The organism is Microbacterium sp. MMO-20, assembly GCF_037147735.1.
GTDB lineage: Bacteria > Actinomycetota > Actinomycetes > Actinomycetales > Microbacteriaceae > Microbacterium.
Genome location: NZ_JBBCUU010000003.1, coordinates 26,591 through 51,917 on the forward strand (window position 1 = coordinate 26,591; position 25,327 = coordinate 51,917).

24 protein-coding genes, 1 tRNA gene and 1 pseudogene are annotated in these 25,327 nt (G+C 68.6%); 18 read left to right on the plus strand and 8 right to left on the minus strand.

The annotated features are described in order from the left end of the window. Positions 1–63 precede the first annotated feature (63 nt). Both WFI52_RS06090 and WFI52_RS06095 read left to right on the plus strand, forming a co-directional pair. The gene (locus tag WFI52_RS06090; RefSeq protein ID WP_336626119.1) at positions 64–666 is read left to right on the plus strand and encodes an ArsR/SmtB family transcription factor; all 603 of its coding nucleotides are present in this window, start codon (positions 64–66) and stop codon (positions 664–666) included. Then, positions 666–878, plus strand: a complete 213-nt coding sequence (locus WFI52_RS06095) for a hypothetical protein (protein WP_336626120.1) — start codon at positions 666–668, stop codon at positions 876–878. The genes WFI52_RS06090 and WFI52_RS06095 overlap by 1 nt, the downstream gene beginning before the upstream one ends. Before the next feature lie 16 nt (positions 879–894). On the opposite strand, the gene WFI52_RS06100 is transcribed toward WFI52_RS06095, so the two are convergent. From WFI52_RS06100 to WFI52_RS06115, 4 genes are all read right to left on the minus strand, one after another. Beyond that, positions 895–1,158 (minus strand): hypothetical protein, encoded by a 264-nt coding sequence (locus WFI52_RS06100; protein WP_442927709.1) that lies wholly within the window; start codon positions 1,156–1,158, stop codon positions 895–897. Continuing rightward, positions 1,145–3,733: a valine--tRNA ligase gene (gene valS, locus WFI52_RS06105; RefSeq protein ID WP_336626121.1), complete on the minus strand. Its 2,589-nt coding sequence runs from the start codon at positions 3,731–3,733 to the stop codon at positions 1,145–1,147. Before valS ends, WFI52_RS06100 begins: the two co-directional genes overlap by 14 nt. A gap of 66 nt (positions 3,734–3,799) precedes the next feature. Next, positions 3,800–4,330, minus strand: a complete 531-nt coding sequence (locus WFI52_RS06110; RefSeq protein WP_336626122.1) for a GNAT family N-acetyltransferase — start codon at positions 4,328–4,330, stop codon at positions 3,800–3,802. Next, complete coding sequence (locus WFI52_RS06115; RefSeq protein ID WP_336626123.1) at positions 4,327–4,935, minus strand: pentapeptide repeat-containing protein; 609 nt, start codon at positions 4,933–4,935, stop codon at positions 4,327–4,329. The genes WFI52_RS06110 and WFI52_RS06115 overlap by 4 nt, the downstream gene beginning before the upstream one ends. A 293-nt stretch (positions 4,936–5,228) precedes the next feature. Between WFI52_RS06115 and ileS the strand changes: the two genes are divergently transcribed. From ileS to ndk, 4 genes are read left to right on the plus strand one after another with little or no spacing between them, the layout of a single operon-like run. Then, on the plus strand, positions 5,229–8,618 hold the full coding sequence (gene ileS, locus WFI52_RS06120; protein WP_336626124.1) for an isoleucine--tRNA ligase: 3,390 nt from the start codon (positions 5,229–5,231) through the stop codon (positions 8,616–8,618). Beyond that, positions 8,615–9,967: a bifunctional folylpolyglutamate synthase/dihydrofolate synthase gene (locus WFI52_RS06125; RefSeq protein WP_336626125.1), complete on the plus strand. Its 1,353-nt coding sequence runs from the start codon at positions 8,615–8,617 to the stop codon at positions 9,965–9,967. The genes ileS and WFI52_RS06125 overlap by 4 nt, the downstream gene beginning before the upstream one ends. Further along, on the plus strand, positions 9,955–10,383 hold the full coding sequence (locus WFI52_RS06130) for a DUF4233 domain-containing protein (protein ID WP_442927710.1): 429 nt from the start codon (positions 9,955–9,957) through the stop codon (positions 10,381–10,383). Before WFI52_RS06125 ends, WFI52_RS06130 begins: the two co-directional genes overlap by 13 nt. Position 10,384: 1 nt before the next feature. Then, positions 10,385–10,798 carry a nucleoside-diphosphate kinase gene (ndk, locus tag WFI52_RS06135; protein ID WP_336626127.1) on the plus strand — a complete coding sequence of 138 codons (414 nt, stop codon included), beginning with the start codon at positions 10,385–10,387 and terminating at the stop codon, positions 10,796–10,798. A 14-nt stretch (positions 10,799–10,812) separates the two neighbouring features. On the opposite strand, the gene WFI52_RS06140 is transcribed toward ndk, so the two are convergent. After that, a complete protein-coding gene (locus tag WFI52_RS06140) occupies positions 10,813–11,430 on the minus strand; it encodes a vitamin K epoxide reductase family protein (protein WP_336626128.1) in 618 nt (205 codons plus the stop codon). 301 nt (positions 11,431–11,731) lie between these two features. Here WFI52_RS06140 and WFI52_RS06145 point away from each other — a divergent pair, with 301 nt between their 5' ends. Continuing rightward, positions 11,732–14,209 (plus strand): Rne/Rng family ribonuclease, encoded by a 2,478-nt coding sequence (locus tag WFI52_RS06145; protein WP_336626129.1) that lies wholly within the window; start codon positions 11,732–11,734, stop codon positions 14,207–14,209. 30 nt (positions 14,210–14,239) lie between these two features. Here WFI52_RS06145 and WFI52_RS06150 read toward each other — a convergent pair whose 3' ends face one another. Further along, entirely contained in the window at positions 14,240–14,521 is a 282-nt protein-coding gene (locus WFI52_RS06150) for a DUF4031 domain-containing protein (RefSeq protein WP_336626130.1), read from the minus strand. Between the two features lie 179 nt (positions 14,522–14,700). Between WFI52_RS06150 and rplU the strand changes: the two genes are divergently transcribed. The 11 genes from rplU to nagE all read left to right on the plus strand — a co-directional run bounded on the left by rplU (position 14,701) and on the right by nagE (position 23,520). Then, positions 14,701–15,009: a 50S ribosomal protein L21 gene (rplU, locus tag WFI52_RS06155; RefSeq protein ID WP_336626131.1), complete on the plus strand. Its 309-nt coding sequence runs from the start codon at positions 14,701–14,703 to the stop codon at positions 15,007–15,009. Between the two features lie 18 nt (positions 15,010–15,027). After that, entirely contained in the window at positions 15,028–15,285 is a 258-nt protein-coding gene (rpmA, locus tag WFI52_RS06160; RefSeq protein WP_204963532.1) for a 50S ribosomal protein L27, read from the plus strand. 70 nt (positions 15,286–15,355) lie between these two features. Beyond that, positions 15,356–16,885 (plus strand): GTPase ObgE, encoded by a 1,530-nt coding sequence (gene obgE / locus WFI52_RS06165; RefSeq protein WP_336626132.1) that lies wholly within the window; start codon positions 15,356–15,358, stop codon positions 16,883–16,885. Continuing rightward, on the plus strand, positions 16,882–17,718 hold the full coding sequence (gene proB / locus WFI52_RS06170; protein WP_336626133.1) for a glutamate 5-kinase: 837 nt from the start codon (positions 16,882–16,884) through the stop codon (positions 17,716–17,718). The genes obgE and proB overlap by 4 nt, the downstream gene beginning before the upstream one ends. 40 nt (positions 17,719–17,758) lie before the next feature. Then, positions 17,759–19,027, plus strand: coding sequence for a glutamate-5-semialdehyde dehydrogenase (locus tag WFI52_RS06175; protein WP_336626134.1), 1,269 nt, complete (start codon positions 17,759–17,761; stop codon positions 19,025–19,027). Positions 19,028–19,067: 40 nt separating this feature from the next. Then, positions 19,068–19,295, plus strand: a complete 228-nt coding sequence (locus WFI52_RS06180) for a hypothetical protein (protein WP_292858767.1) — start codon at positions 19,068–19,070, stop codon at positions 19,293–19,295. Between the two features lie 9 nt (positions 19,296–19,304). Next, positions 19,305–19,901, plus strand: coding sequence for a nicotinate-nucleotide adenylyltransferase (gene nadD / locus WFI52_RS06185; protein WP_336626135.1), 597 nt, complete (start codon positions 19,305–19,307; stop codon positions 19,899–19,901). Beyond that, a complete protein-coding gene (locus WFI52_RS06190) occupies positions 19,898–20,893 on the plus strand; it encodes a hypothetical protein (RefSeq protein ID WP_336626136.1) in 996 nt (331 codons plus the stop codon). Before nadD ends, WFI52_RS06190 begins: the two co-directional genes overlap by 4 nt. Then, a complete protein-coding gene (gene rsfS, locus WFI52_RS06195) occupies positions 20,890–21,264 on the plus strand; it encodes a ribosome silencing factor (RefSeq protein ID WP_336626137.1) in 375 nt (124 codons plus the stop codon). The genes WFI52_RS06190 and rsfS overlap by 4 nt, the downstream gene beginning before the upstream one ends. A gap of 76 nt (positions 21,265–21,340) precedes the next feature. After that, positions 21,341–21,416: transfer RNA gene (locus WFI52_RS06200), tRNA-Ala, on the plus strand. Positions 21,417–21,618: 202 nt separating this feature from the next. Further along, positions 21,619–23,520, plus strand: coding sequence for an N-acetylglucosamine-specific PTS transporter subunit IIBC (gene nagE / locus WFI52_RS06205; protein WP_442927715.1), 1,902 nt, complete (start codon positions 21,619–21,621; stop codon positions 23,518–23,520). An 18-nt stretch (positions 23,521–23,538) separates the two neighbouring features. Here the strand turns inward: nagE and WFI52_RS06210 are convergent. Further along, positions 23,539–24,240 (minus strand): annotated as a pseudogene (locus WFI52_RS06210) (SOS response-associated peptidase); the annotation flags it as partial. Between the two features lie 50 nt (positions 24,241–24,290). After that, a complete protein-coding gene (locus WFI52_RS06215) occupies positions 24,291–25,325 on the minus strand; it encodes an App1 family protein (protein ID WP_336626139.1) in 1,035 nt (344 codons plus the stop codon). Positions 25,326–25,327: the final 2 nt, after the last annotated feature.

Sequence of the window (25,327 nt, forward strand, 5' to 3'; positions counted from 1 at the left end):
CTCCGCGTTGACTTCTGCAAAGAAACACTTGCAAAGTCCTCTTTGCAGCGATATCTTTGCACTATGACCGACGCGACGAGCCCACGCACACTGGATGCGCGGGCACTGAAGGCGCTCGCGCATCCGCTCCGGGTGCGGATCTTCGACATCCTCAGTCAGTACGGGCCGCAGACGGCGAGCTCCCTCGCGGAGCGGCTGGGGGAGTCGAGCGGAGCCACCAGTTACCATCTGCGCGCACTCGCCAAGCACGACCTCATTCGGGAGGTCGAGGGACGCGGTACCGCGCGTGAACGCTGGTGGGAGCGGCCCCGTGGCGCGGTGTCGATATCGAGTGAGGAGTCGCTGCGGACGCCGTCGGGGCGGGCGGCCTCTCAGATCGTCGTCACCGAGACGTACCGTCAGCGGCACGAGCAGCTCATGCGGTTCATCGACGAGTCGCTGCGCGACGAAGGCGAAATCCATCCCGCGGCCGAACTGTCGACGGCGACGACTCGGCTCACCCGGGCGCAGTTCACCGAGATCGCGGCAGACATCAACCGCATCATCACAGCTGCCGTGGAGAATCACCGCGATCAGGAGGGTGACGACGTCCGTCCATACCTGATCCGTCTCGACATGTTCCCGATCGACGCGACGTCGAGTTCCCCCGCCGAGGGAGGCCGCTGATGGCACTCGTCCACAGCCGGTTCGCCGCGCCAACCCGCGCGGAACGTCTCGCTCTCGGCGCGGCGGCGGCGCTGAGCACGTGGGTCGCCGACCGCATGGAGCGCCGCGAGGCGCGCCGTGAACGAACGCTGGAGCGGTTGCGCACCGACGATGAGCTATCTGCCGCGCGGGACGCTGAACGCGCGCGAGCGCATCTGCTCGGGCTGCGCTAGCCGAGTTCGAGCCGGGTCAGCCGAACTCGTCCTCCTCGTCGTGGCGCACGACGACCTCACCCCCGGCGGTCAGCTCGACGATCATGCCCGTGTCGAGCTCCGCGATCGGCCTCCCCTCCAGGAAGGTCAGCGTCCACCGCGGGCGCGGTTGACCGAGATCGTCGCCGGGGATCGCACGGTCGACGGCATGGATCTGCGCGTGCAACATCGCAGGCACCGCTGCCGGCGGCTCGTCGCCGCTGGTCCAGCGGGTGCCGAGCTGCACCTCAGGCCTCCCCATCCGCGAGTTCGACCGCGTCGATCGTGAACCCCACCGACCGCTGCTCGTCGGTGGAGAGGTCGAGCTGCGCGATGCGTCCGACGGCGCGGAGATCTCCCTCGGCACGTCGAATGAGGTCCACCGTCACCGGATCCGCCGTGAGCGCCAGTCGTGCGACGGGCGTCTTCTGAGAGGCCTTCGCCTCGGTCTTCGCGCGACGGATGCCGATGAGCGCCTCGCTCGCGGCCTTCAGCACGGCCGGATCGCCGTCGATCTCGAGCGGCGTCGGCCACGCCGCCGTGTGGATCGACCCCTCCTCGAACCACGACCACGCCTCTTCGGCCGCGAAAGCGAGCACCGGAGCGAGCAGGCGCAGGAGCGTCGACAGCGCAAGGCGCAAGGCCAGCGCGGCGGATGCCTGCCCGGCATCGGCTTGGTTATACGCGCGCTCCTTCACGAGCTCGAGGTAATCGTCGCAGAACGTCCAAAAGAACGACTCGGTCACTTCCAGCGCGCGGGCGTGGTCGTAGGACTCGAAGGCCTTCGTCGCGTCACGGACGACCTCGTCGAGCGTGGCGAGCATCGCGGCATCCAGGTCATGGGTCACCCGCGCGCCCTCGGGCGCGGGGAACGACAGCACGAACTTGGCGGCGTTCAGCACCTTGATAGCGAGGCGGCGGCCGATCTTCACCTGCGTCGGGTTCTGCGGGTCGAAAGCCGCGTCGGCACCGAGCCGGCTGGATGCCGACCAGTACCGCACCGCGTCGGTGCCGTGCTGCTCGAGGATGTCGGCCGGGGTCACGACATTGCCCTTCGATTTGGACATCTTCTTGCGGTCGGGGTCGACGATGAAGCCCGAGATCGAGGCATCCGTCCACGGCGCGCGGTCGTCCTCGAGTGCCGAGCGCACCATCGTCGAGAACAGCCACGTGCGGATGATGTCCTGACCCTGCGGGCGCACGTCGAAGGGGGCTACCAGGGTCCAGAGCTCGTCATCGCGCTGCCACCCGCCGGCGAGCTGCGGAGTGAGCGAGGACGTCGCCCAGGTGTCGAAGACGTCCTTCTCGCCTTCGAAGCCGCCCGCCACGCCGCGCTGGTCCTCCGTGTACCCCGGGGGCACGTCGATCGTCGGATCGACCGGGAGCGCCGCGCCCTCTGCAGTGATCACACCGCCCTCGACCCGTTCGCCGTGCTCGTCGAGGGGGTACCAGACGGGGATCGGCACGCCGAAGAAGCGCTGGCGCGAGATGAGCCAGTCTCCGGTGAGGCCGTTCGTCCAGTTCTCGTAACGCACCCGCATGAAGTCGGGGTGCCAGTCCATGCCGCGCCCGAGCGCGATCAGCTTCTCGCGGAATGCCTCGTCGCGTGCGCCGTTGCGGAGATACCACTGACGCGTCGAGACGATCTCGAGCGCGCGGTCGCCCTTCTCGTAGAACTTCACGGGGTGGTTGAAGGGCTTCGACACCTCGATCAGCTCGCCGGAGGCCTCGAGCAACTCGACCATCTTCTTCTTCGCGCTGAAGACCGTGAGGCCCGCGATCTCGGCGTAGGCGGCTCTCGCGGCATCCGTCGTCAGCGCTTCCGGCGCATCGGCCAGCACACGACCGTCCTGCCCGAGGATCGTTCGGTTCGGCAGATCGAGCTCGCGCCACCAGACGATGTCGGTCACGTCGCCGAAGGTGCAGACCATCGCGATGCCGGACCCCTTGTCCTGCTGCGCGAGAGGGTGGGCGAGCACAGGCACCTCGACATCGAAGATCGGGGTGCGGACGGTCTTGCCGAAGTGCGGCTGATAACGCTCGTCGCCCGGGTTCGCGACGAGCGCGACGCACGCGGCGAGGAGCTCGGGGCGGGTCGTCTCGATGTGGATGTCACCCGAGCCGTCGGTCTTGTGGAAGGCGAGGCGGTGGTAGCTCGCCTGCTGCTCGCGGTCTTCGAGCTCTGCCTGGGCGATCGCGGAGCGGAAGTCGATGTCCCAGAGGGTCGGCGCCATAGCCTGGTACGCCTCGCCGCGCTCGAGGTTGCGCAGGAACGCGAGCTGGCTCGTGCGGATGGTGTCGTCCGAGATCGTGCGATAGGTCTGCGTCCAGTCGACGGAGAGCCCGAGCTGGCGGAACACCGCTTCGAACTGCTTCTCGTCTTCGAGAGTCAGTTCCTCGCACAGCTCGATGAAGTTGCGGCGGCTGATCGGCACCTGATCAGCGGGCTTGAGGCTCTTCGCGTCGCCGCGGAAGGGCGGCGTGAAGTCGGGGTCGTAGGGCAGCGACGTGTCGCAGCGCACGCCGTAGTAGTTCTGCACGCGGCGCTCGGTCGGCAGGCCGTTGTCGTCCCAGCCCATCGGGTAGAACACGGTCTTGCCACGCATACGCTCGAAGCGGGCCTTGACGTCGGTGTGGGTGTAGCTGAAGACGTGGCCGATATGCAGCGACCCGGACGCCGTCGGCGGGGGAGTGTCGATCGAGTACACGCCCGCCCGTCCCTTGGCCTGGGCAGTCTCACGGTCGAAAAGATAGGTGCCCTGCGCCGCCCACGCGGCATCCCACTTCTGCTCGAGGCCTTCCAGGGCGGGCTTGTCGGGAATCTGCGCGTCGGCCATGGGTATCTCCTCGAGCGATATGGGCGGCACTGTGTGAGCGTGCCTGAGTGTGGTTGTTGGCCGATTCTATCGCGTTCGGCCCCAGGCTCTCCGCGAGAGGGCGAAGGCGAGATGGGGCATGTCGATGCCGCGGTAGTGGGTGGTGAACGTGCGCCGGACGGTCATCCCGAGCCGGATCGCAACGTTCATCGAGGCGACGTTCGTCGAGCGCACCTTGGCGTAGAGCTCATCGATGGGCAGGGTCTCGAACGCCCAGTCGCGGCACGCTGCTGCCGCTTCGACCGCGTAGCCGCGATGCCAGTGTGCGCGCGCGAACAGGTATCCGACTTCGAAGACCTCGTCGCGGTCGATGAACTGCCGGGTGATGCCGCACTGGCCGATCATCTCGCCGGTCGCCCGCAGCACCACCGCCCACAGACCGCAACCGTCCTCACGGTAGCGCCGCTGCATGCGCCGCAGCCACGCGAGCGACTCGTCGTCGTCGAACGCTCCCTCGTAGGCGACCATCGCGAGCGGATCGTGCAGGATGCGCCGGAGCGCCGGCAGGTCTTCATCCGTCAGCTCGCGCAGATCGAGGCGCGCGGTCTTCAGGATCATGAGGTCACGCGAATGCCGAGGGCCTCCGCGAATGCGAGGGCATGAAACTCGACCTGGCGAGGCTCCAGCCAGGCGCCCGCGAGCGCGCGCACGTCGGTGAACGAAGCGGCCTCGAGGCCTCGCAGGTCGAGGTCGGTCGCCCTGATCCTGCGCGTGTCGACTTCGTCGACGCGTGTACCGTCGAAACGGACGCGGTCCAGGCGCGCCTCGGGGAGGTCCAGCGCGCCGATCGTGCAGTCGACGATGAGCACATCGGCCATCTCGGCGGATGGCAGCGACAGGTAGTCGATGCGCACACTCCGCAGGGTGACGGCGTCCCATCGCATCCGCAGCCCGGCGAGGGTGCCGATGCGGCCACCGGTGACCTCGACGTTCCGCCACGCGCCGTCGGGCGCGCTGACCTCGGCCGTGCGCAGCCCTGTGACTGCGACATCGGTCAGAGTGGCGCCGGCGAGGTCGAGTCGGGTGAGGGATGCCTCGTCGAGCCGGCACTCGACGAGGTGCGCGTGCGCGGCGCTCGCCTCGGGGCCGGACGCGCGCAGACGCGCACCGAATCCCTCCATCCGGGGTGCGAGGACCACCTCGTCGTGGGTCACGGCGGCCACGTCAGGAGACGCCGTGCGTGGAGCCCGCGGCCCGGGCGCGCGTCGGGATGGGGCCATGCCGGCCAGCCTAGACGGCGGGTATGATGAACGCAGCAGCATCGATCCGGCCATCACCGGGGAGCTCGCGGAAGAAAGCCTCGGAGCATCGAGGTGACTAGAACCGCGCGGGGCAGGCCCGTCATCGCCGCAGGAGAGTGGTCCGCCGTCGGGTGGACAAGCGGGGTGGTACCGCGGTTGCCGCGAAAGCGCAGATCGTCCTCGCAGGAAGCATCGCACGCACCTGCTGGAGAGACATGACCTACCCTCGCACTTCCGCTTTCGGCCCCGCCGCCGAGGTCGTTCCGAGCCCGAGGTTCCCCGAGATCGAGCGAGACGTCCTCGCCTTCTGGGAGCGCGATGACACCTTCCGCGCTTCGATCGAGCAGCGCGACGGAGCGGACGAGTGGGTGTTCTACGACGGCCCGCCGTTCGCGAACGGGCTGCCGCACTACGGCCACCTCCTCACGGGGTATGCGAAGGACCTCTTCCCGCGCTTCCAGACGATGCGGGGCAAGAAGGTCGACCGTGTGTTCGGATGGGACACGCACGGCCTCCCTGCGGAGCTCGAAGCCATGAAGCAGCTCGGCATCACCGAGAAGAGCGAGATCGAGGACATGGGCATCGCCGCGTTCAACGCGAAGGCGAAGGATTCGGTGCTGGAGTACACCCAGCAGTGGGAGGACTACGTCACCCGCCAGGCCCGCTGGGTCGACTTCGAACGCGGCTACAAGACCCTCGACACCGGATACATGGAGTCGGTCCTGTGGGCGTTCAAGACACTGTGGGACAAGGGCCTCGCCTATGAGGGCCATCGCGTCCTGCCGTACTGCTGGCGCGACGAGACCCCGCTGTCGAACCACGAGCTGCGCATGGACGACGACGTCTACAAGATGCGCCAGGATCCGTCAGTCACCGTGACTTTCCCCCTCGTCGGCGCGAAGGCGGAGACCCTCGGGCTCACCGGTGTCCGCGCGCTCGCCTGGACGACGACGCCGTGGACACTGCCCACGAACCTCGCCCTCGCGGTCGGCCCCGACATCGAGTACGTCGTCGTCCCGGGCGGGCCTGCCGGCGCCGCGGACGTGAAGGCAGGAGACGATAGCGAGGGCGCGGCGGCGCACCGCTACCTGCTGGCATCCGACCTGCTCGCGAACTACGCGAAGGACCTCGGCTACGAGGGCGCGGCGGCTGCGGTGGAGGCCGTCGAGCGCACGCTCCGCGGCGAAGAGCTGCGCGACGTGCATTACGACCGGCTCTTCGACTACTACGCGGATGCCGAGACGTGGGGCACCGGCACCGCCTGGCGCATCCTCGTCGACGACTACGTCACGACCACCGACGGAACCGGCATCGTCCACCAGGCGCCCGCTTACGGTGAGGACGACCAGCGGGTCACGTCGGCGGCCGGCATCCCGCTCATCATGAGCCTCGACGACGGCGGACGGTTCCTGCCGCAGGTGACCGACGTCGCCGGTGAGCTCTGGATGGACGCCAACCGCCCCCTCATCCGTCTGCTCAAGGCCGAGGGACGACTCCTGCGCGAAGCGTCGTACGAGCACTCGTACCCTCACTGCTGGCGGTGCCGCAACCCCCTGATCTACAAGGCCGTATCGAGCTGGTTCGTGCGGGTCACCGACATCAAGGACAGCCTGATCTCGGCGAACGAGCAGATCACCTGGGCGCCCGAGAACGTCAAGCACGGTCAGTTCGGCAAGTGGCTCGAGGGCGCCCGGGACTGGTCGATCAGCCGCAACCGGTTCTGGGGCTCGCCCATCCCCGTGTGGAAGAGCGACGACCCGGAGTATCCGCGCGTCGACGCCTACGGCTCGCTCGAAGAGCTCGAGCGCGACTTCGGACGCCTCCCGCGCAACGAGGCCGGAGAGGTCGACCTGCATCGCCCGTACATCGACGATCTCACGCGGCCGAACCCCGACGACCCCACCGGCCGTTCGACGATGCGGCGCATCGAGGACGTCTTCGACGTCTGGTTCGACTCGGGATCGATGCCCTACGCACAGGTGCACTATCCGTTCGAGAACCGCGAATGGTTCGATACCCACGCACCGGCCGACTTCATCGTCGAGTACATCGGGCAGACCCGCGGCTGGTTCTACGTCATGCACGTCCTGTCGGTGGCGCTGTTCGAGCGTCCGGCGTTCTCGGGTGTGGCGTGCCACGGCATCGTCCTCGGCAGCGACGGGCAGAAGATGTCGAAGTCTCTGCGCAACTACCCCGACGTCAGCGAGGTGTTCGATCGCGACGGGTCCGACGCCATGCGGTGGTTCCTGATGGCGTCGTCGGTGCTGCGCGGCGGAAACCTCGTCGTGACCGAGGAAGGGATCCGAGCCGGCGTGCGCGAGTTCCTGCTGCCCCTGTGGAACGCGTGGTACTTCTTCGCGACCTATGCCAACGCGGCCGGCGGTGACGGGGGAGCGGGCTACGAGGCGCGGTGGCGCACCGACTCGACGGACGTCCTCGACCGCTACATCCTGGCGCTTCTGGGCGACCTCGTCCGCGACGTGGCGTCCGACCTCGATGCGCTCGATTCGACCACTGCGGCCGCGCGTCTGCGCGACTTCGCCGAGGCGCTGACCAACTGGTACATCCGGCGCTCCCGCGATCGATTCTGGGTCGGCGTGGATGCCGAGGACGAGGCATCCACCGAGGCCTTCGACACGCTGTACACGGTTCTCGAGACACTCACCCGCGTCGCCGCGCCCCTCATTCCGCTCGTGTCGGAGCGCATCTGGCAGGGCCTCACCGGGGGTCGCAGCGTGCACCTGGAGGACTGGCCCGACCCCGCCGCGTTCCCCGCATCGCCCGAAATCCGCCTCGCGATGGATGCCGTCCGCGAGGTGTCGTCCGTCGCCAACGCCTTGCGCAAGAAGGAAAGCAAGCGCGTGCGGCTGCCGCTGCCGCGCCTCACGGTCGCTCTCGCCGAGGCCGATGCCCTCGGGCAGTTCGAGGACATCCTCCGTGACGAACTCAACGTCAAGGCGGTCGAGCTCGTCCCCCTCACCGAGGGTCTCGCCGAGGAGTACGGCATCAGTCAGCGTTTGGCCGTGAATGCACGCGCCGCTGGTCCGCGACTCGGAAAGCAGGTGCAGCACGTGATCGCGGGCGCCAAGGCCGGCGTGTGGAGTGTCGAGGACGGCGTCGTCGTCGTCGACGGGGTCGCCCTTGCCGAGGGCGAGTACGAGCTGACGCTCGAGGCGGGCGGTGTCGCGGAGGGCACGGCGATCGCTCTCCTCGCGGGCGACGGCTTCGTCCTCCTCGACACGACGACGACTCCCGAACTCGAGGCGGAGGGACTCGCGCGCGACGTCATCCGAGCCGTGCAGGACACACGTAAGGCCGCGGGGTTCGACGTGAGTGACCGCATCCGCCTGCAGCTTCTCTTCGACGACGACGATGATGCCCGCGCCGTCGCGTCCGCCTTCGACACGGCGCAGGTCGCAGCCGAGACGCTCGCGCTCGACTTCGCCGTCGTCGCGCCCGGTGGTCAGGCGCTCCTCGGCGAGGGTTCTGTTCTCGCCGCAGCGGAGACCGTCGATGCGGAGTACACGGCATCCGTCACCGCGGGCACCTACGCCAACGCCGGGGGATTCTCCGTCGCCGTCACTCGTCTCGGAGGACAGTCATGAACGACCGCAGGCGCGCGGACGCCGTCTACTCGGCGCTGCTGACCCGGCAGGGCGAGCAGTGGGTGCAGCCGCGCGTCGAGCGCACTCGGCGCGTTCTGGAGCTGCTCGACGACCCGCAGAAGACGTATCGCGTCATTCACGTGACCGGCACGAACGGCAAGACCTCGACGGCGCGGATCGCGGAGTCGGTCGTGCGCGCGACGGGCCTGCGGACCGGTCTGTTCACAAGTCCGCACCTCGAACGGTTCACCGAGCGCATCATGATCGACGGCGAGCCCATCGACGATGGCCTGATCGCGGATGCCTGGGCAGAAGTGGAGCCCTTCATCGGCATCGTCGACGCGCAGCTTCAGGCGACGGGCGACGCTCCTCTCACCTTCTTCGAGCTACTGACGGTCCTCGCTTTCGTCGCGTTCGCCGACGCACCCGTGGATGTCGCGGTGATCGAAGTCGGCATGGGCGGGTCATGGGACTCGACGAACACCGCCGACGGTGACGTCGCCGTCTTCGCACCGATCGACCTCGACCATGCCGACAAGCTCGGCGAGACGATCGAGGAGATCGCGACCGTGAAGGCCGGCATCATCAAAGACGGCGCCACGGTCGTCTCCGCCGAGCAGGATGCCGGGGCACTCGGCGTCCTGCGGCGCACAGCCGCGGCGCGCGGGGCCGCCTTCGCCGTCGAGGGCGACGCCTTCGGCTTGTCCGCGCAGCATCTCGCCGTCGGCGGTCAGCAGATCAGCGTCCAGGGCCTCGCGGGGCGCTACGACGATCTCTACCTGCCGCTCTACGGCGCGCACCAGGGGCACAACGTGGCTCTCGCCATCGCCGCCGTGGAGTCACTCATCGGCGGTGGAGCGCAGGCCCTCGCGCCGGATGTCGTCGCCGACGGCCTCGCGCAGGTGACCTCGCCCGGTCGTCTCCAGCTCGTGGGCGTGGCGCCGACGGTTCTCGTAGACGCCGCGCACAACCCGCACGGGGCGCGCGCGCTCGTGCAGGCGCTCGACGACTCGTTCGACTTCGACGAGTGGGGGGTCGTGCTCGGAGCATTCGGAGATAAGGACGTGGCGGGCATCGTCGCCGCGATCACGCCCGCGGCGACACACGTGTTCGCCACGGCCCCCGAATCGGAGCGCGCCGCGGATGCGGACACGATCGCGGACCTCGTGGAAGGCCTCGGCGGCCAGGTGAGCGTGCACCGCGACCTCGCCGAGGCCGCGGAAGCGGCGCGCGAATGGGCGTCGGCTTCGGACCGGCGCGCTGTCGTGATCGCAGGGAGCGTCGTCCTCGCGGGTGAGGCGCTGCAGCTCGCGGCGGAGGAGAACTGGAAGGACGGGTGGCAGGCGTGAGCGCAGACTCCGCCGGCTCTTCGCGACGTGCCCCGCGCGTGCGTCGGCAACGCGGCGCGCGCGAGTCACTGGCATCCATCGTCCTCGGGTGCGAAACGCTCGTCGTCTTCCTCGGGGGGCTCGTGCTGTACGGGTTGAAAGCTCTCCCCGCGGGACTCGAGCCGTGGTGGGGGATCGTCATCGGCTCGGTGCTCGCCGTGCTGCTCGTCGTGACGTCGGCGTTCGTACGCAACGACTGGGGGATCGCGCTCGGCTGGTTCTGGCAGCTGGTCATCGTCCTTGCGGGTTTCCTCGAGCCCGCCCTCGCCGTCGTCGGCCTGGTTTTCGGAGCGATGTACGCGTATGCGACGATCAAGGGAGGCGCCCTCGACAGAGCGAACGCGCAGCGCGCCGCCAGCGACATGAATGGAGAATGACATGCCCACGGAAGAGACGCTCGTCCTCGTGAAGCCGGACGGTGTTGCACGCGGACTCACCGGTGCGATCCTGGCCCGCATCGAGGCGAAGGGTTACGCGCTCGTGGACATCAAACTCGTCGAGCCCGACCGTGATCTGCTCGCGCAGCACTACGCGGAGCACGAGGGCAAGCCGTTCTACGAGCCGCTCATCGAGTTCATGCTGTCCGGCCCGTCCGTCGCGATCCGTCTCGCGGGCAATCGCGTCATCGAGGGGTTCCGCTCCCTCGCGGGTACGACCGACCCCACCAGCGCGGCGCCGGGTACGATCCGCGGGGACTTCGGCCGGGACTGGGGCGTCAAAGTGCAGCAGAACCTCGTGCACGGCAGCGACAGCCCCGAGTCCGCCGCGCGGGAGCTCGCCATCTGGTTCTGACGCGCGTCTGCGCGTCAGAAGATGACGTCGATGAGCTGCGGAATGGCATCCAACCGCACCTGTGCGAGGAGCAGCACGATCGCGTACGTGAGGATCGCCAAGAGCGGCACCCACGGGCCGAGCTTCGCGCCGACCGCACGGACGCGCGCCGAGTCGGAGATCGCCCCCGCGCGAAGCAGGTGCACCCACACCGCGTAGAACGTCGGGATCGTGACGAGCCAGGTCACCATGCACCACGGGCACAGGGTGCCGAGGATGTAGATGCTCTGCCCGATCAGCCACAGCACGAATCCGAACGCGAACGTGATTCCGGCGGCGAAGGCGAGCCAGAACCAGCGCGCGAACCGGGCGCCTGCGAGCACGGCCATTCCGACGACGATCGGTGCCACCCATCCGGTCAGGCCGATGATCGGGTTCGGGAACCCGAAGACGCTGCCCTGCCACGAGTCGAGGTTCGCGGTGCATTGCACGATGATGCTGAAGTCGCACGAGGCGGGACCCGAATCGGGGTTCTGCAGCGCGTGGAACTTCTCCACCGTGAGCGCGAACGCCGCGCCCCACCCGATGACGCCCGCGATGATGAGCCAGACGGCGAGGGCTTTCGGACGTGACTCGATCGTGCGCGCTGACATGGCGCGATTATGGCATCCGTGCCTTTGCGTTGCGCTCAGAATGCGTGTTGCGGAACGCCGGCGCGCACCTTCTCGCGCAATCGGAAGCGGAAAGTGGAATAATGAGGCCGATGCCGCCGCGGCCGCGCCGCAGCGCATCACCGAAGACTTCGGGCGATGAACGCCCTTCGCAGTACGAGCCCCGCCGCCGAGCGGGTGAGGCTGCAGACCGTATGAGTTCGCGGCACCTCCGGACCGGAGCGAGACCGCCAGATCTGCCGGGAGTGGCCCGCGGAGCCGCCCCGCAAGGAGTACGCCAGAGATGGCCGATGAGCGCAATGACCTTCCCGAATCCGACCACGACGACGCCGCTGCGGCGCTGACGCCTCCCGAGGCACTCGTCCCCGACGACGTCTCCGAGGCTGCCGCCGAGAGTGACCTCGTCGCCGAGGCCGAACAGATCGTCGCCGCCGAAGCGGCCGCCGACGAGAGAGCGGACGCTGCCGCCGTGGCGGACGCCGAGAGCATCGTCGACGACGCCGCCGCTGCGGAGGAGGTCGCCGAAGCGGCGGTCGTCGCAGACGCGGAGGAGATCACTTCGGATGCCGAGGCCGCGACCGATGCCGAGGCCGCGACGGCAGCCGAGGCGCCGGCGGAGCCGCAGCCGGTCACCGCCGTGTCGCTCGGCCTCCTGCCGGCGGAGTTCGTCTCGCAGGTGTCCACGCAGCTCTTCTTCTACGCGCCGGAGGTCATCGCTCTGCCGTCGCGCCTGGAGGACGACGACCGCGACGATCAGGGTGCGCCCGGTGGATCCAGTGCGCGCCGACGCGGTCGCCGCCGCGGGGGCGCGGCGAACGGCGAGGGAGACGAGGCATCCGGCTCCGATCGCTCCGAGCGAGGGGAACGCGGCGGCCGTCAGCCGCGCCAGCGTGCGGTCGAGCTCATCACGGAGCCCCAGCGAATCAAGGGTTCGACGCGTCTCGAAGCGAAGAAGCAGCGCCGCCGCGACGGCCGCGAGGCGGGCCGCCGACGCACGGTCGTGACCGAGGCGGAGTTCCTTGCCCGCCGCGAGGCCGTCGACCGCGACATGATCGTCCGCTCCAAGAACGGACGCATCCAGATCGCCGTGCTCGAGGACAACGTGCTCGTCGAGCACTACGTCGCGCGCAGCCAGGAGTCGTCGCTCATCGGCAATGTCTACCTCGGGCGCGTGCAGAATGTGCTGCCCTCGATGGAAGCCGCGTTCGTCGACATCGGCCGAGGCCGCAACGCCGTGCTGTACTCGGGCGAAGTCGATTGGGACGCCGTGGAGACCGGCAACCAGCCGCGCCGCATCGAACTCGCGCTCAAGAGCGGGGACCGTGTGCTCGTGCAGGTCACGAAGGATCCGGTGGGGCACAAGGGTGCGCGCCTCACGAGCCAGATCTCCCTGCCCGGCCGCTACCTCGTCTACGTGCCGGGCGGCGCGATGAACGGTATCTCGCGGAAGCTCCCCGATACCGAGCGAGCACGCCTCAAGCGCATCCTCAAAGAGGTCTTGCCCGAGTCGAGCGGCGTCATCGTGCGGACAGCCGCCGAGGGCGCGACCGAGGAGCAGCTGACCCGCGACGTGCAGCGCCTCACGAGCCAGTGGGAGCACATCTCCGCGCAGGTCGAGACGCAGCAGGCGCCATACCTGCTGCACTCCGAGCCCGACCTCCTCGTCAAGATCGTCCGCGATGTCTTCAATGAGGACTTCTCGAAGATGCTCATCCAGGGCGAGGATGCCTATCAGACGATCACGTCGTACCTCGCAGGCGTCGCTCCGGATCTCCTCGAGCGCATTGAGAAGTACGAGGAAGACCAGGATCCGTTCGACCGATTCCGTGTCACCGAGCAGATCGAGAAGGCGCTCGATCGCAAGGTGTGGCTGCCGTCGGGCGGCTCGTTGGTGATCGACCGCACCGAGGCGATGACGGTCGTCGACGTCAACACCGGCAAGTTCGTCGGCTCAGGCGGCAACCTGGAAGAGACCGTCACGAAGAACAACCTCGAGGCGGCCGAGGAGATCGTCCGGCAGCTGCGCCTGCGCGACATCGGGGGCATCATCGTCGTCGACTTCATCGACATGGTGCTCGAGTCCAACCGCGACCTCGTGCTGCGCCGACTCATCGAATGCCTGAGCCGGGACCGGACGAAGCACCAGGTCGCCGAGGTCACTTCGCTCGGGCTCGTGCAGATGACCCGCAAGAAGCTCGGGCTCGGACTGCTCGAGACCTTCAGCGAGCCGTGCGAGGTGTGCGCGGGGCGCGGCGTCATCGTCCACCACGATCCGGTCGTGAAGCACCGGGGTGCTCCCGTCTCGAACGGTTCGGGGAACGGGCGGCGCTCGCGTCCCACGAGCTCCTCATCTGCGACCGGTGGAAACGGCGGCGGCACGCACGTGATCACCGAGGGCGCGAAGTCGGCGCTGGCGGCCATTGCGGCATCCACCATCCACCCGGCGACGGGAGAAGCCGTCGTCGACGCCGCAGAGGATGCGACTGCGCCGACGGTCGCCGTCGACGAGGCGCGCGACGCCGCAGGCACCGCCGCCAAGAAGCCGCGGCGCAAGCGCGGTGAGGGCCGTGCGCGCGGCGAGAGGGGAGACCGGCCCGAGGGCGGATCCCCGAAGACGGAGAAGGATCTGCTGCTCGACTCGGTGCTGAGCGCACTTCCCGAACCCAAGGCGCCCGGTCAGGGACGCGGCCGTCGCCGTGTGACGACGGCCGCTCTGAGCGGCACGCCGGTGGACGCGACACCCGTCGCCACCGAGAACTGACGCGCTCGGCGCAGACTCGGCGCACGCTCGTCAGCTCGCGCCGGGTCTGCGCCGCTCTCGCGCCGTCACTCGCAGGCCCGAGGCGATGAGCCGACGTACGAGGTCGTGCCCGCTCACGTGCTGCGCCCCGGCGGCGATCAGGCGCGCGTGCGCGTCCTCGGGGACGTCGTAGTGGTCGAGGTCGAAGCCCCTACGCGGGATCCCCTGCGCGGCCGCGAAAGCGTGAAGCTCGTCGAGATCGCTGTCACTGACCAGGTGCGCCCAGAGCCGCCCGTGGGCGGGCCAGCGGGGGTCGTCGATCAGGATCGCCATTGACCCATCGTAGATATCCGCGACACGCGCAACGCATGCTTTTGCCCGCTGGGCGTGCATCCGGTAAAGTAGTCCCTTGGTGCGTCGAGGTCCCGCCTCCGCGCCCGCAGACTCGTCAGAGGCGTCTCGCCTCGGAAGACAATCGGAGCCGAGCGCTCCACAGAAGAAACAGGTGTGAAGTGGTTTACGCAGTTGTGCGCGCCGGCGGCCGGCAGGAAAAGGTCGAGGTCGGCACGGTCGTGGTCCTCGACCGTCAGCAGGCGAAGGTCGGCGACAAGATCGAGCTCCCCGCTGTCCTCTTCGTGGACGGCGACGCCGTGACCACCGATGCGGACAAGCTCGCGAAGGTCACGGTCACCGCCGAGGTCCTCGGTGATGAGCGCGGTCCGAAGATCGTGATCCAGAAGTTCAAGAACAAGACCGGCTACAAGAAGCGCCAGGGGCACCGCCAGGACCTCACGCGCGTCAAGATCACCGGCATCAAGTAAGCCACGGGAGAAGACGAGATGGCACACAAAAAGGGCGCGAGCTCTACCCGTAACGGGCGTGACTCCAACGCACAGCGACTGGGCGTGAAGCGCTTCGGTGGCCAGCAGGTCCTCGCCGGCGAGATCATCGTCCGCCAGCGCGGCACGCACTTCCACCCCGGCGCGAACGTCGGCCGCGGAGGCGACGACACGCTGTTCGCCCTCGAGGCGGGCGCGGTCGAGTTCGGCACGAAGGGCGGCCGCAAGGTCGTCAACATCGTGGCGGCGGCCGAGTAAGAGCGACACACACTTCGCGAGGGGCGGGCTTCGGCTCGCCCCTCGTTCGTTCCCGGACAGGAGACCGACAATGGTGACCTTCGTCGATCGCGTCACGCTGCACCTGCGTGCGGGCAAGGGCGGCAACGGCTGCGTCTCGGTGCGCCGGGAGAAGTTCAAGCCTCTCGCTGGCCCTGACGGCGGCAACGGCGGCCACGGCGGGGACGTCGTGCTCGTCGCGGACCCGCAGGTGACGACGCTCTTGTCGTACCACCACTCGCCGCACCGCAGTGCCGGCAACGGGGGATTCGGCATGGGCGACAACCGCTCGGGCGCCGCGGGGGAGAGCCTCGAGCTCGCCGTCCCCGTCGGCACTGTCGTGAAGGATGCCGAGGGTGACGTCCTCGCCGACCTCATTGTCCCCGGCACGCGCTTCATCGCGGCTCCGGGCGGACAGGGCGGTCTCGGCAACGCCGCCCTCGCGAACCCCAAGCGCAAGGCGCCGGGCTTCGCTCTGCTGGGAACACCGGGGTGGGAAGGCGACGTTCAGCTCGAGCTCAAGACGGTCGCGGATGTCGCGCTCGTCGGGTTCCCCTCGGCCGGCAAGTCGAGCCTCATCGCATCCGTGTCTGCGGCGCGGCCGAAGATCGCGGACTACCCGTTCACGACGCTGCACCCGAACCTCGGCGTCGTCCAGGCCGGCGACGTGCGTTTCACCGTCGCCGACGTGCCCGGACTCATCGAGGGCGCGAGCGAAGGGAAGGGCCTCGGGCTCGAGTTCCTTCGACATGTCGAGCGCTGTACGGCGCTCGTGCACGTGCTCGACTGCGCAACGCTCGAACCCGGCCGCGACCCGCTGAGCGACCTCGACGTGATCCTCGACGAGCTCCGCAACTACCCGGTGCCCGAGGGTCAGGTCCCTCTCCTCGAGCGCCCGCAACTCGTCGCCCTCAACAAGATCGACGTGCCCGAGGCGAAGGACCTCGCGGACCTCGTGCGGCCCGATCTCGAGGCACGCGGCTATCGGGTGTTCGAGATCTCCACGGTCAGCCACGAAGGACTGCGGCCACTGACCTTCGCCCTGGCCGACATCGTCGCGCACCATCGTGCAGAGCAGGCTGCCGCTCCCGCGCCGGAGCGCGTCATCATCCGCCCGCAGGGCGCCGAGCGCGAGTTCCAGATCCGCGTCGAAGGCGGCACGTACGGCAACATCTTCCGCATCCTGGGGGCGAAGCCCGTGCGCTGGGTGCAGCAGACCGACTTCCAGAACGAGGAGGCCGTCGGCTTCCTCGCCGACCGCCTCGAGAAGCTCGGTGTCGAAGACGAGCTCTACCGCGCAGGGGCGGAGGCGGGTTCCACCGTCGTGATCGGTGACGGCGACGGGGTGGTGTTCGACTGGCATCCCACGCTGTCGTCGGCCGCAGAGCTCATGACGGCGCCCCGCGGTACGGACCCGCGCCTCGACCTCAACCCGCGTCGCACGACGTCTCAGCGCCGCGAGCGGTACCACGAGCGCATGGATGCCAAGGCCGAGGCTCGCGCTGAACTCGAACAGGAGCGCCTCGAGAACCGCGGTGCCCGTGTCGACGACGGCGGCTGGGACGACGAGGACGACGCGTGAGCGTGCGTTCGCGCGCAGACCTGAACGGAGCGCGCCGTGTCGTCGTGAAGGTCGGCTCATCGTCGATCAGCGGGGAGAACGCCGGCAAGATCCAGCCGATCGTCGAGGCTCTCGCCGAAGCACACGGACGGGGAACCGAGGTCGTTCTCGTCTCATCGGGTGCGATTGCGACCGGAATGCCGTACCTCGCTCTGGACGAGCGTCCCGTCGACCTCGCGACCCAGCAGGCGGCCGCGGCCGTCGGGCAGAACGTTCTCATCTACCGCTATCAAGACGCCCTGCGCCCCTTCGCGATCGTGGCCGGCCAGGTGCTGCTGACCGCGGGTGACCTCGAGAACGCCACGCACCGCTCCAATGCCCGCCGAGCGATGGAGCGTCTGCTCGGCCTGCGCATCCTGCCGATCGTGAACGAGAACGACACTGTCGCAACGCACGAGATCCGCTTCGGCGACAACGACCGCCTCGCCGCACTGGTCGCCGAGCTCATCGGGGCCGACGCGCTCGTCCTCCTGAGCGACATCGAATGCCTGTACACGCGACCGCCGAGCGAGCCGGGAGCACTTCCGATCGACACCGTCGCGTTCGGCGACGACCTGGCTGGCTTCGAGTTCGGCTCGGTCGTCGTCAACAGCGTCGGCACCGGCGGTGCGGCGACCAAGGTGTCCGCCGCACGGCTGGCCGCGGCCGCCGGGATCGGCGTGCTCGTGACCAGCGCGGATCTCGTCGTCGAGGCGCTCAGCGGCGGCGCCGTCGGGACCTGGTTCGCTCCCGACTCCGACGCGACGCCGGGAGCGGCGACCGGGAACGTCCGCACGGGCGCGATCGCGTCCTGATCGAACGCGTCTTCATCCGACGGCTGGATACACTGGGCGGATGACTTCCCCCGCGATGACCGCGACGACGGCGCGCGAGCGCATGGAGCTCGCGAAGACCGCGTCCCGCAGCGTCGGCCTGCTGAGCGACGGCGCCAAGGCCGAGGCTCTGCGGGCGATCGCGACCGCGATCGAGGAAGCCGCGGGCGATATCGTCACCGCGAATGCCGAGGACCTGCGGCGCGGCGACGAGAGCGGGTTGTCGACCGGCCTGCGCGATCGACTGCGGCTCGACGATGCTCGTGTGCGTGCTCTCGCTGCCGCCGTGCGGGATGTCGCCGCACTGCCCGACCCTGTCGGGCGCCTCCTCGACGAGCGCACGCTGCCGAACGGCGTTCGGCTCCAGAAGGTTTCCGTGCCGTTCGGCGTGATCGGCTCGATCTACGAGGCGCGGCCGAATGTGACCGTCGATATCGCCGCCCTCGCGCTGCGTTCGGGCAACGCCGTCGTGCTTCGGGGCGGGACGGCGGCGCTCTCGAGCAACGCGGCACTCGTCGCTGTCATGCGCGGCGCCCTGGGTTCGGTCGGCATCGATCCCGAGGCGGTCCAGACGGTGGACGACTTCGGCCGCGAGGGCGCCGATGCGCTCATGCAGGCGCGCGGGCTCGTCGATGTGCTCGTCCCGCGCGGGAGCGCGCAGCTCATCGAGACCGTCGTGACGCAGTCATCGGTGCCGGTGATCGAAACCGGCGCCGGAGTCGTGCACGTGGTCCTCGACTCCTCGGCGCCCCTCGAGTGGGCGCAGCAGATCGTCGTGAATGCGAAGGTGCAGCGCCCGAGCGTCTGCAACGCGGTCGAGACGGTGCTCGTCCTGCGGGATGCCGCGGACCGCCTCATCCCGTCGGTCGCGGCAGCGCTCGAAGGCGCCGGTGTCACGATCCACGGCGATGACGCCGTCCGGGCTCTCGTCCCCGGCGCCGTTCCGGTGACGGACGCCGACTGGGCCACGGAGCACATGAGCCTCGACCTGTCGATGCGCGTCGTCGACGACCTCGACGAGGCGCTCGACCACATCCGCCGCTACTCGACCCACCACACGGAGTCGATCGTCACCGCCGATGAGCGCAACGCCGAGCGCTTCCTCGCGGAAGTCGACTCCGCTGTCGTGATGGCCAACGCCTCGACGCGCTTCACCGACGGAGGCGAGTTCGGATTCGGCGCCGAGGTGGGCATTTCGACGCAGAAGCTGCACGCGCGGGGACCCATGGGCCTGCCGGAGCTCACGAGCACGAAGTGGCTCGCGCGCGGCGCCGGGCAGATTCGCGCCTGAACCGCATAAACTTGACTCACCCGAACCGAACGGAGCCCGAATGACCATCGCCACGATCATCGCCCTCGCCACCGAGACGGCGGAGCATCACGGCAACGTCCAGGGCGAGACCTTCGTCTTCGGCGCGATCGCGATGGTGGTTTTCCTCGCGCTCGGCTTCGTGACCCTGTCGTACCGCAACGTGGCGAACCGTCACGCCCATAAGGCCGAGGCCTACGCCAAGGCGCACCCCGTCGACCAGGCGCAGGTGGGCCACGGCCACCACTGAGGCAGGCCGATGGTTTCGGAGCGCGCCCCGCGCATCGGGGTCATGGGCGGGACGTTCGATCCCATCCATCACGGACACCTCGTCGCGGCCAGCGAGGTCGCTCAGTCCTTCGACCTCGACGAGGTCGTGTTCGTGCCCACGGGGCTGCCGTGGCAGAAGGACAAGGTGACCGAGAGCGAGCACCGCTACCTCATGACGGTCATCGCCACGGCATCCAATCCACGATTCACCGTGAGCCGCGTCGACATCGACCGGGACGGACCCACCTACACGATCGACACGCTTCGGGAGTTGAAGCAGGCACGGCCGGATGCCGAGCTGTTCTTCATCACCGGGGCGGATGCCATCGCCCAGATCCTCAGCTGGCGCGATCACGGTGAACTGTGGGGCCTTGCGCACTTCGTGGCCGTCTCCCGGCCGGGGCACGTCCTCAGCACGGAGGGCCTGCCGACGGCGAACGTCAGCCAACTCGAGATCCCGGCGCTCGCGATCTCGTCGACCGACTGCCGCGCACGCGTGCGCGCGGGAAACCCGGTGTGGTATCTCGTGCCCGACGGCGTCGTCCAATACATTGCGAAGCACCACCTGTACCGGAGCGAGGCATGAGCACACCCGATCAGCCCGACACTCCCCAGCTGACCCGCCGTCAGTTGCGGGAGCTGCGCAACACCGCGTCGAACCCGATCATCACGCCGGAGCAGGCGCAGGAGAGCGCCGCGGCGGTCGTCGCGCCGCTGCCGCGCGCCGCCGAGCCCGTCGTGGTCGAAGAGCCACCCGCCGAGCACGACGTCGATCTCGGCTCACCGGCCCTGACCCGCCGCGCGGCCCGGCAGCAGGAACGCCTGCGGACCGCGTCCGTCCCGGTCGTCGACGAGGAGGGAACTGCGCAGGAGCTTGCCGAGCCGGAGCCCGTCGAGTCGGAGCACGCCGGGTTCGGACAATCCGAGGCGAGAGATGCCGCGGACGCTGATGCTGCCGCCGATGCTCTCGCAGACGCGCAGGCAGAAGCGCCGGACGTCGAGATCGACGCTGTCGACACCGTCGACACCGTCGACACAGCGGCCGACGCCGAGGATGCCGAGGACGAACCGCGCGCGGTCGTCGCACCGACGTTCGGTTCCGGTCTGCTCGCCGGCGAGGGCGTGGAGCTCGAGCTGCCGGCATCCTTCGATCAGCTGCTCACCAGAGGCAGCGCGGCGACCGGATCACTCGCCGCGTCGAACGCGCTGATCCTGTCGCAAACGCCCGACACCGGATCGTTCACCTCGCCGATCGCGGGGACGGGCGAGGTTCTCGTCACGGGTACGTACAATCTCCCGGAGTCCTTCGGATCGACGGGAACGTCGCGCGGATCGTCGGACGGCAAGGAGATCGACGCAATCCTCGTCGACGGTGAGTTGCCCGCGACCTCATCGCCGACGCCGATCGCGGCGAGCTCGGCGATCAGCACCATCAAGAGTGCCGAGGACATCATCAAACCGCCGGCCCCTGAAAAGGGGAGCCGCCTCATGATCGCCCTCGGCATCACCGCCGGCGCGCTCGCGCTCGCCCTCATGGGCGTGCTGATCGTCGCCCTCTTCACGGGAGCCTTCCGTTGACCGCCTCTGCACGCACTGCCGAACTCGTCCAGATCGCGGCGGCCGCCGCGGAAAGCAAGGGCGCCGAGGACTTGGTCGCCTTCGACGTCTCCGAGCCCCTTCCGCTCGTCGATGCATTCCTGCTCGCGACGGGCACGAGCGAGCGGGGTGTCGCCGCCATCGCGGATGCCGTGGAGGAGGCCATGCTCGAGCAGGGCGTCAAGCGACTGCGGCGTGAGGGCAAGCACGAAGCGCGCTGGATCCTCGTCGACTTCGGCGATCTCGTCGTCCATGTCTTCCACGAGCAGGAGCGTGTGTTCTACGGGCTTGAGCGGCTCTGGACGGACTGCCCGGTCATCCCGACCGGCGTCCCCGTCGACGCGCCCGAGTAGCCGCCCGGTTCGTGGCATCCCGCCCGATGTAGTAGCATCGAAGGGTTGCCGCGGGAGCGGTGACATCCCAGAGAATGGGCCTGTGGCGCAGCTGGTAGCGCACCTGCATGGCATGCAGGGGGTCAGGGGTTCGAGTCCCCTCAGGTCCACCAAAATGAAGGCCCCGACGAGAGTCGGGGTCTTTTTCGTGCGCCGCATACCCCGCCGAAAGGCGTACGTGATCTCCACATTCCTGAGTGAACGCTGTACGTCCGGTCCGATCGCGACTACCGTCGTCCCAGGCGCAGGAACCACTCGCCATCAGCATCTCGGAGGGGACGAATGAAGTTCTTCCAAAGGCTCGGCAGATCGATCATGCTTCCGGTGGCTGTGCTGCCGGTCGCGGCGATTCTGTCCGGCATCTCGTACTGGATCAGCTCGGCCGCCGGGGCCAACGTCGTCTCGACGTTCCTGGGATCTGCCGGTGGCGCGCTGCTCGACAACATGCCGCTTCTGTTCGCCGTCGGCGTCTCGATCGGCATGGCGAACAAGACCGACGGCACCTCCGCCCTCGCTGGTCTCGTGTCCTGGTTGTCGATCACGACCCTCCTCAGCCCCGCGAGTGTCCAAGGACTCATGGGCATCGACGCCCTCGAGAACGTAAATCCCGCGTTCGGCAAGGTCCAGAACGTCTTCGTCGGCATCATCGCGGGCCTCATCGGCGCGTGGTGCTACAACAAGTTCAAAGACACGAAGCTCCCCGACGCCCTGTCGTTCTTCTCCGGCAAGCGATCGGTCGCGATCGTCACCGCGGGCCTGTCACTCGTCGTCGCTGTCGTCCTCCTCTTCGTGTGGCCGGTTGTCTACGGCGGCCTCGTCTGGTTCGGTGAGTGGATCTCGACGCTCGGCCCCTTCGGTGCCGGCCTTTACGGCTTCTTCAACCGCCTCCTCATCCCGACGGGCCTCCACCACGCCCTGAACTCGGTCTTCTGGTTCGACGTCGCGGGCATCAACGACCTCACGAACTTCCTCAACGGCGCCAACGGCGACGGCGTGTACGGCGTCACGGGCCAGTACATGGCCGGGTTCTTCCCGGTCATGATGTTCGGCCTCCCCGGTGCCGCGCTCGCGATGTATCTCACCGCCGACTCGAAGCGCAAGAAGGTGACGTACGGCATCATGCTCTCCGGTGCGGTCGCCTCCTTCTTCGTCGGTGTGACCGAGCCGCTCGAGTTCTCGTTCATGTTCGTCGCGCCGTGGCTGTACCTCGTGCATGCGATCTTCACGGGCATCTCGGTCGGCATCGCGGCGATGCTGCCGACCAGGCTCGGCTTCGGCTTCTCCGGCGGCTTCATCGACATGGTGCTTCAGTGGATGAACCCCCTCGCACAGAATCCCTGGATCCTTCTCCTCATGGGCGTCGCGTGGTTCTTCATCTACTTCTTCACGTTCTACTTCCTCATCAAGCGCTTCAATCTGAAGACGCCGGGCCGTGAAGAGGAGATCGACACGCAGGACGCCGACAACATCGAGACGAGCCTCACCGGGTACCACGGCACGGCGGAGAAGTTCATCGCAGCTCTCGGCGGCAAGGACAACATCCTCGACGTCGACAACTGCGCGACGCGACTGCGCATGGAGATCGCCGACACCGCGAAGGTCGACGAGCACGCCCTCAAGCGGGCCGGCGCGGCAGGCACGATCAAGGCCGGCGGCCACTCCGTGCAGGTCGTGTACGGCCTGAACGTGCAGTTCGTGAAGGACGCCATGGACGACCTCATCTCCGGCCGCACGGCCCGCATCGAGGCCGCACAGGCCGCCGGTGATCTGCCGGCCGCCACCACGACGACCGCCACCACCACGGCGACCGTGCGTGTGCTGACGCTGCGCCAGCCCGTCGCGGGCACCGTCGTGCCGCTCGCGGAGGTACCCGACCCGATGTTCGCGCAGGGCACGATGGGCCCGGGCATCGCGGTCGACCCGACCGGCGACACGATCGTCGCGCCGGCCGATGGCACGGTCGCCTCGGTGTTCCCCACCGGTCACGCGATCGGGCTCGCGCTCGACGACGGCACCGAGCTGCTGATCCACATCGGCATCGACACCGTGGGCCTCAAGGGCGACGGCTTCGAGACGCTCGTGAAGACAGGCGACAAGGTCAGCGCCGGGACGCCCCTGATCCGGTTCGACGTCGACAAGATCCGTTCCGCGGGCCTGTCGGCCGTCACGCCCGTGATCGTCCTCAACGACGAGAACGCCACGGTCTCGTTCGACTGATCCGCACCCACAACGGGCCGGGGCGATGAGCTCCGGCCCGTTGTTGCGTACGTTGCCGACCTCGCGGCCGACCTCGCGCATCGACAGCCCATCGACAAGCGCCGGGGCGGCGTCGATCGTGGCATCCAGCAGATCTCCGACGTTCTCCGTCGTCGGGTCGAGCCAGACGTCGGCGTAGTCTGCATCGATGAACAGCGGCATCCGATCGTGGATGGAGCCCAGCGCACCCGTCGCCGCGCGCGTCAGGATCGTGCAGCTGAGCACCCATCGCGCGGGGTCGTCGTCGGATCTCGCGGGATGCTTCCACCACTCGTAGAGTCCCGCGAACAGCAGCGGCGCATCGTCCTGTGGGTGGACGTAATAGGGCACCTTGACGCCGTCTTCGGTGTGCCATTCGTAGTAGCCGGATGCGGGGATGACGGCGCGCCGTTTGATGAGCGCCTGACGGAACATGGGCTTGTCCTCCACCTCCTCGGAGCGGGCGTTGAACGCCTTCGCTCCGATCGAGAGGTCCTTCGCCCAGGCGGGGACGAGGCCCCAGCGGGCGGCTTCGAGGCGCCGCGTCGGCGGCTCCGTCTTGGCGGAGTCGAGCACGATCGCCACACGATCGGTGGGCGCGATGTTGAACGAGGGGGCGGGCAGGTCATCGGCCTCGAGGTCGACGCGGAGCACGCCGACGAGCTCAGATCCGCTGCTGGCCACCACGAAACGTCCGCACATGTCGCCAGCCTACGCACAGGGGCGGACGTGCCGAACTCGGTGCGGCGTGATCAGTCGCGGGCGACGATGCCGACGTCGGTCAACTGATCGAGGATTCCGGCGCCGTCGGATGCGGTGACCCACGGTACGCGCGCCGCGGAATGGTCGTTGACCGCGGTGCGGCCGCCCGCGAGCACCGCCTCGGCGGGGGAGAGCTGCCGGATCGCGACCCCGGTCACGTGGTCGGGAAACTCGCTCGTGAACGCTGTGTAGAGGTCGTCATCGTGCTGCCCGTCGTCTCCGAGCAGCATCCACTTCACGTGCGGGAACTCGCGCGCCAGACGCCGCAGGTTCTCCTGCTTGTGCTCGCGGCCGCTGCGGAACCACCGGTCGTGCGTCGGACCCCAGTCGGTGAGGAGGAGTGCTCCCGGCGGGAACAGGTGCCTTCGGAGGAAGCGCTGCAGCGTCGGCGCGACGTTCCACGCCCCCGTGGAGAGGTAGACGACGGGCGCGCCGGCGTGGTCCCGCACGAGCCGTTCGAGGAGCACCGCCATGCCGGGCACGGGCTGGCGGGCATGCTCATCGAGGACGAAGGAGTTCCAGGCCGCGACGAGCGGACGGGGGAGGGCGGTCACCATGACGGTGTCGTCGACGTCGGAGACGACGCCGAAGCGGACGTCCGCTCCGACGATGAAGACGCGCGTCTCGAAGGGATCCGAGCCTTCGACCGACATCGTGATCGACTGCCAGCCCGGTTCGAGGCGGGCGGGCAGCACGGTGTCGATGACCCCGCCGCGGTCGGCGACCACCTCGTGCTGCACCTCATCGATCGTGACCGAGACCTGGGCGTAACCCACGGGTACCGATGCGAAGGCGCGCCATCCGCGCACACTCGCGTACTCGCCGCCTCCGCGCGTTCGGACTGGCGGGACGATGAGAACGCGACCGAGCACGCGCACCCAGTCCTCGCCGCCGTAGCCGGGGTAGGCCGAGACGCTCGGGGTGTTGCCGCGGGCACGCGCGCGGCGCTCACGCCACGCGTGGAAGCGGTACTCCAGTCGGGCAATCCATAGCACCTTGGTGCGCGGGGCGGGTTCGGAGGGCATCG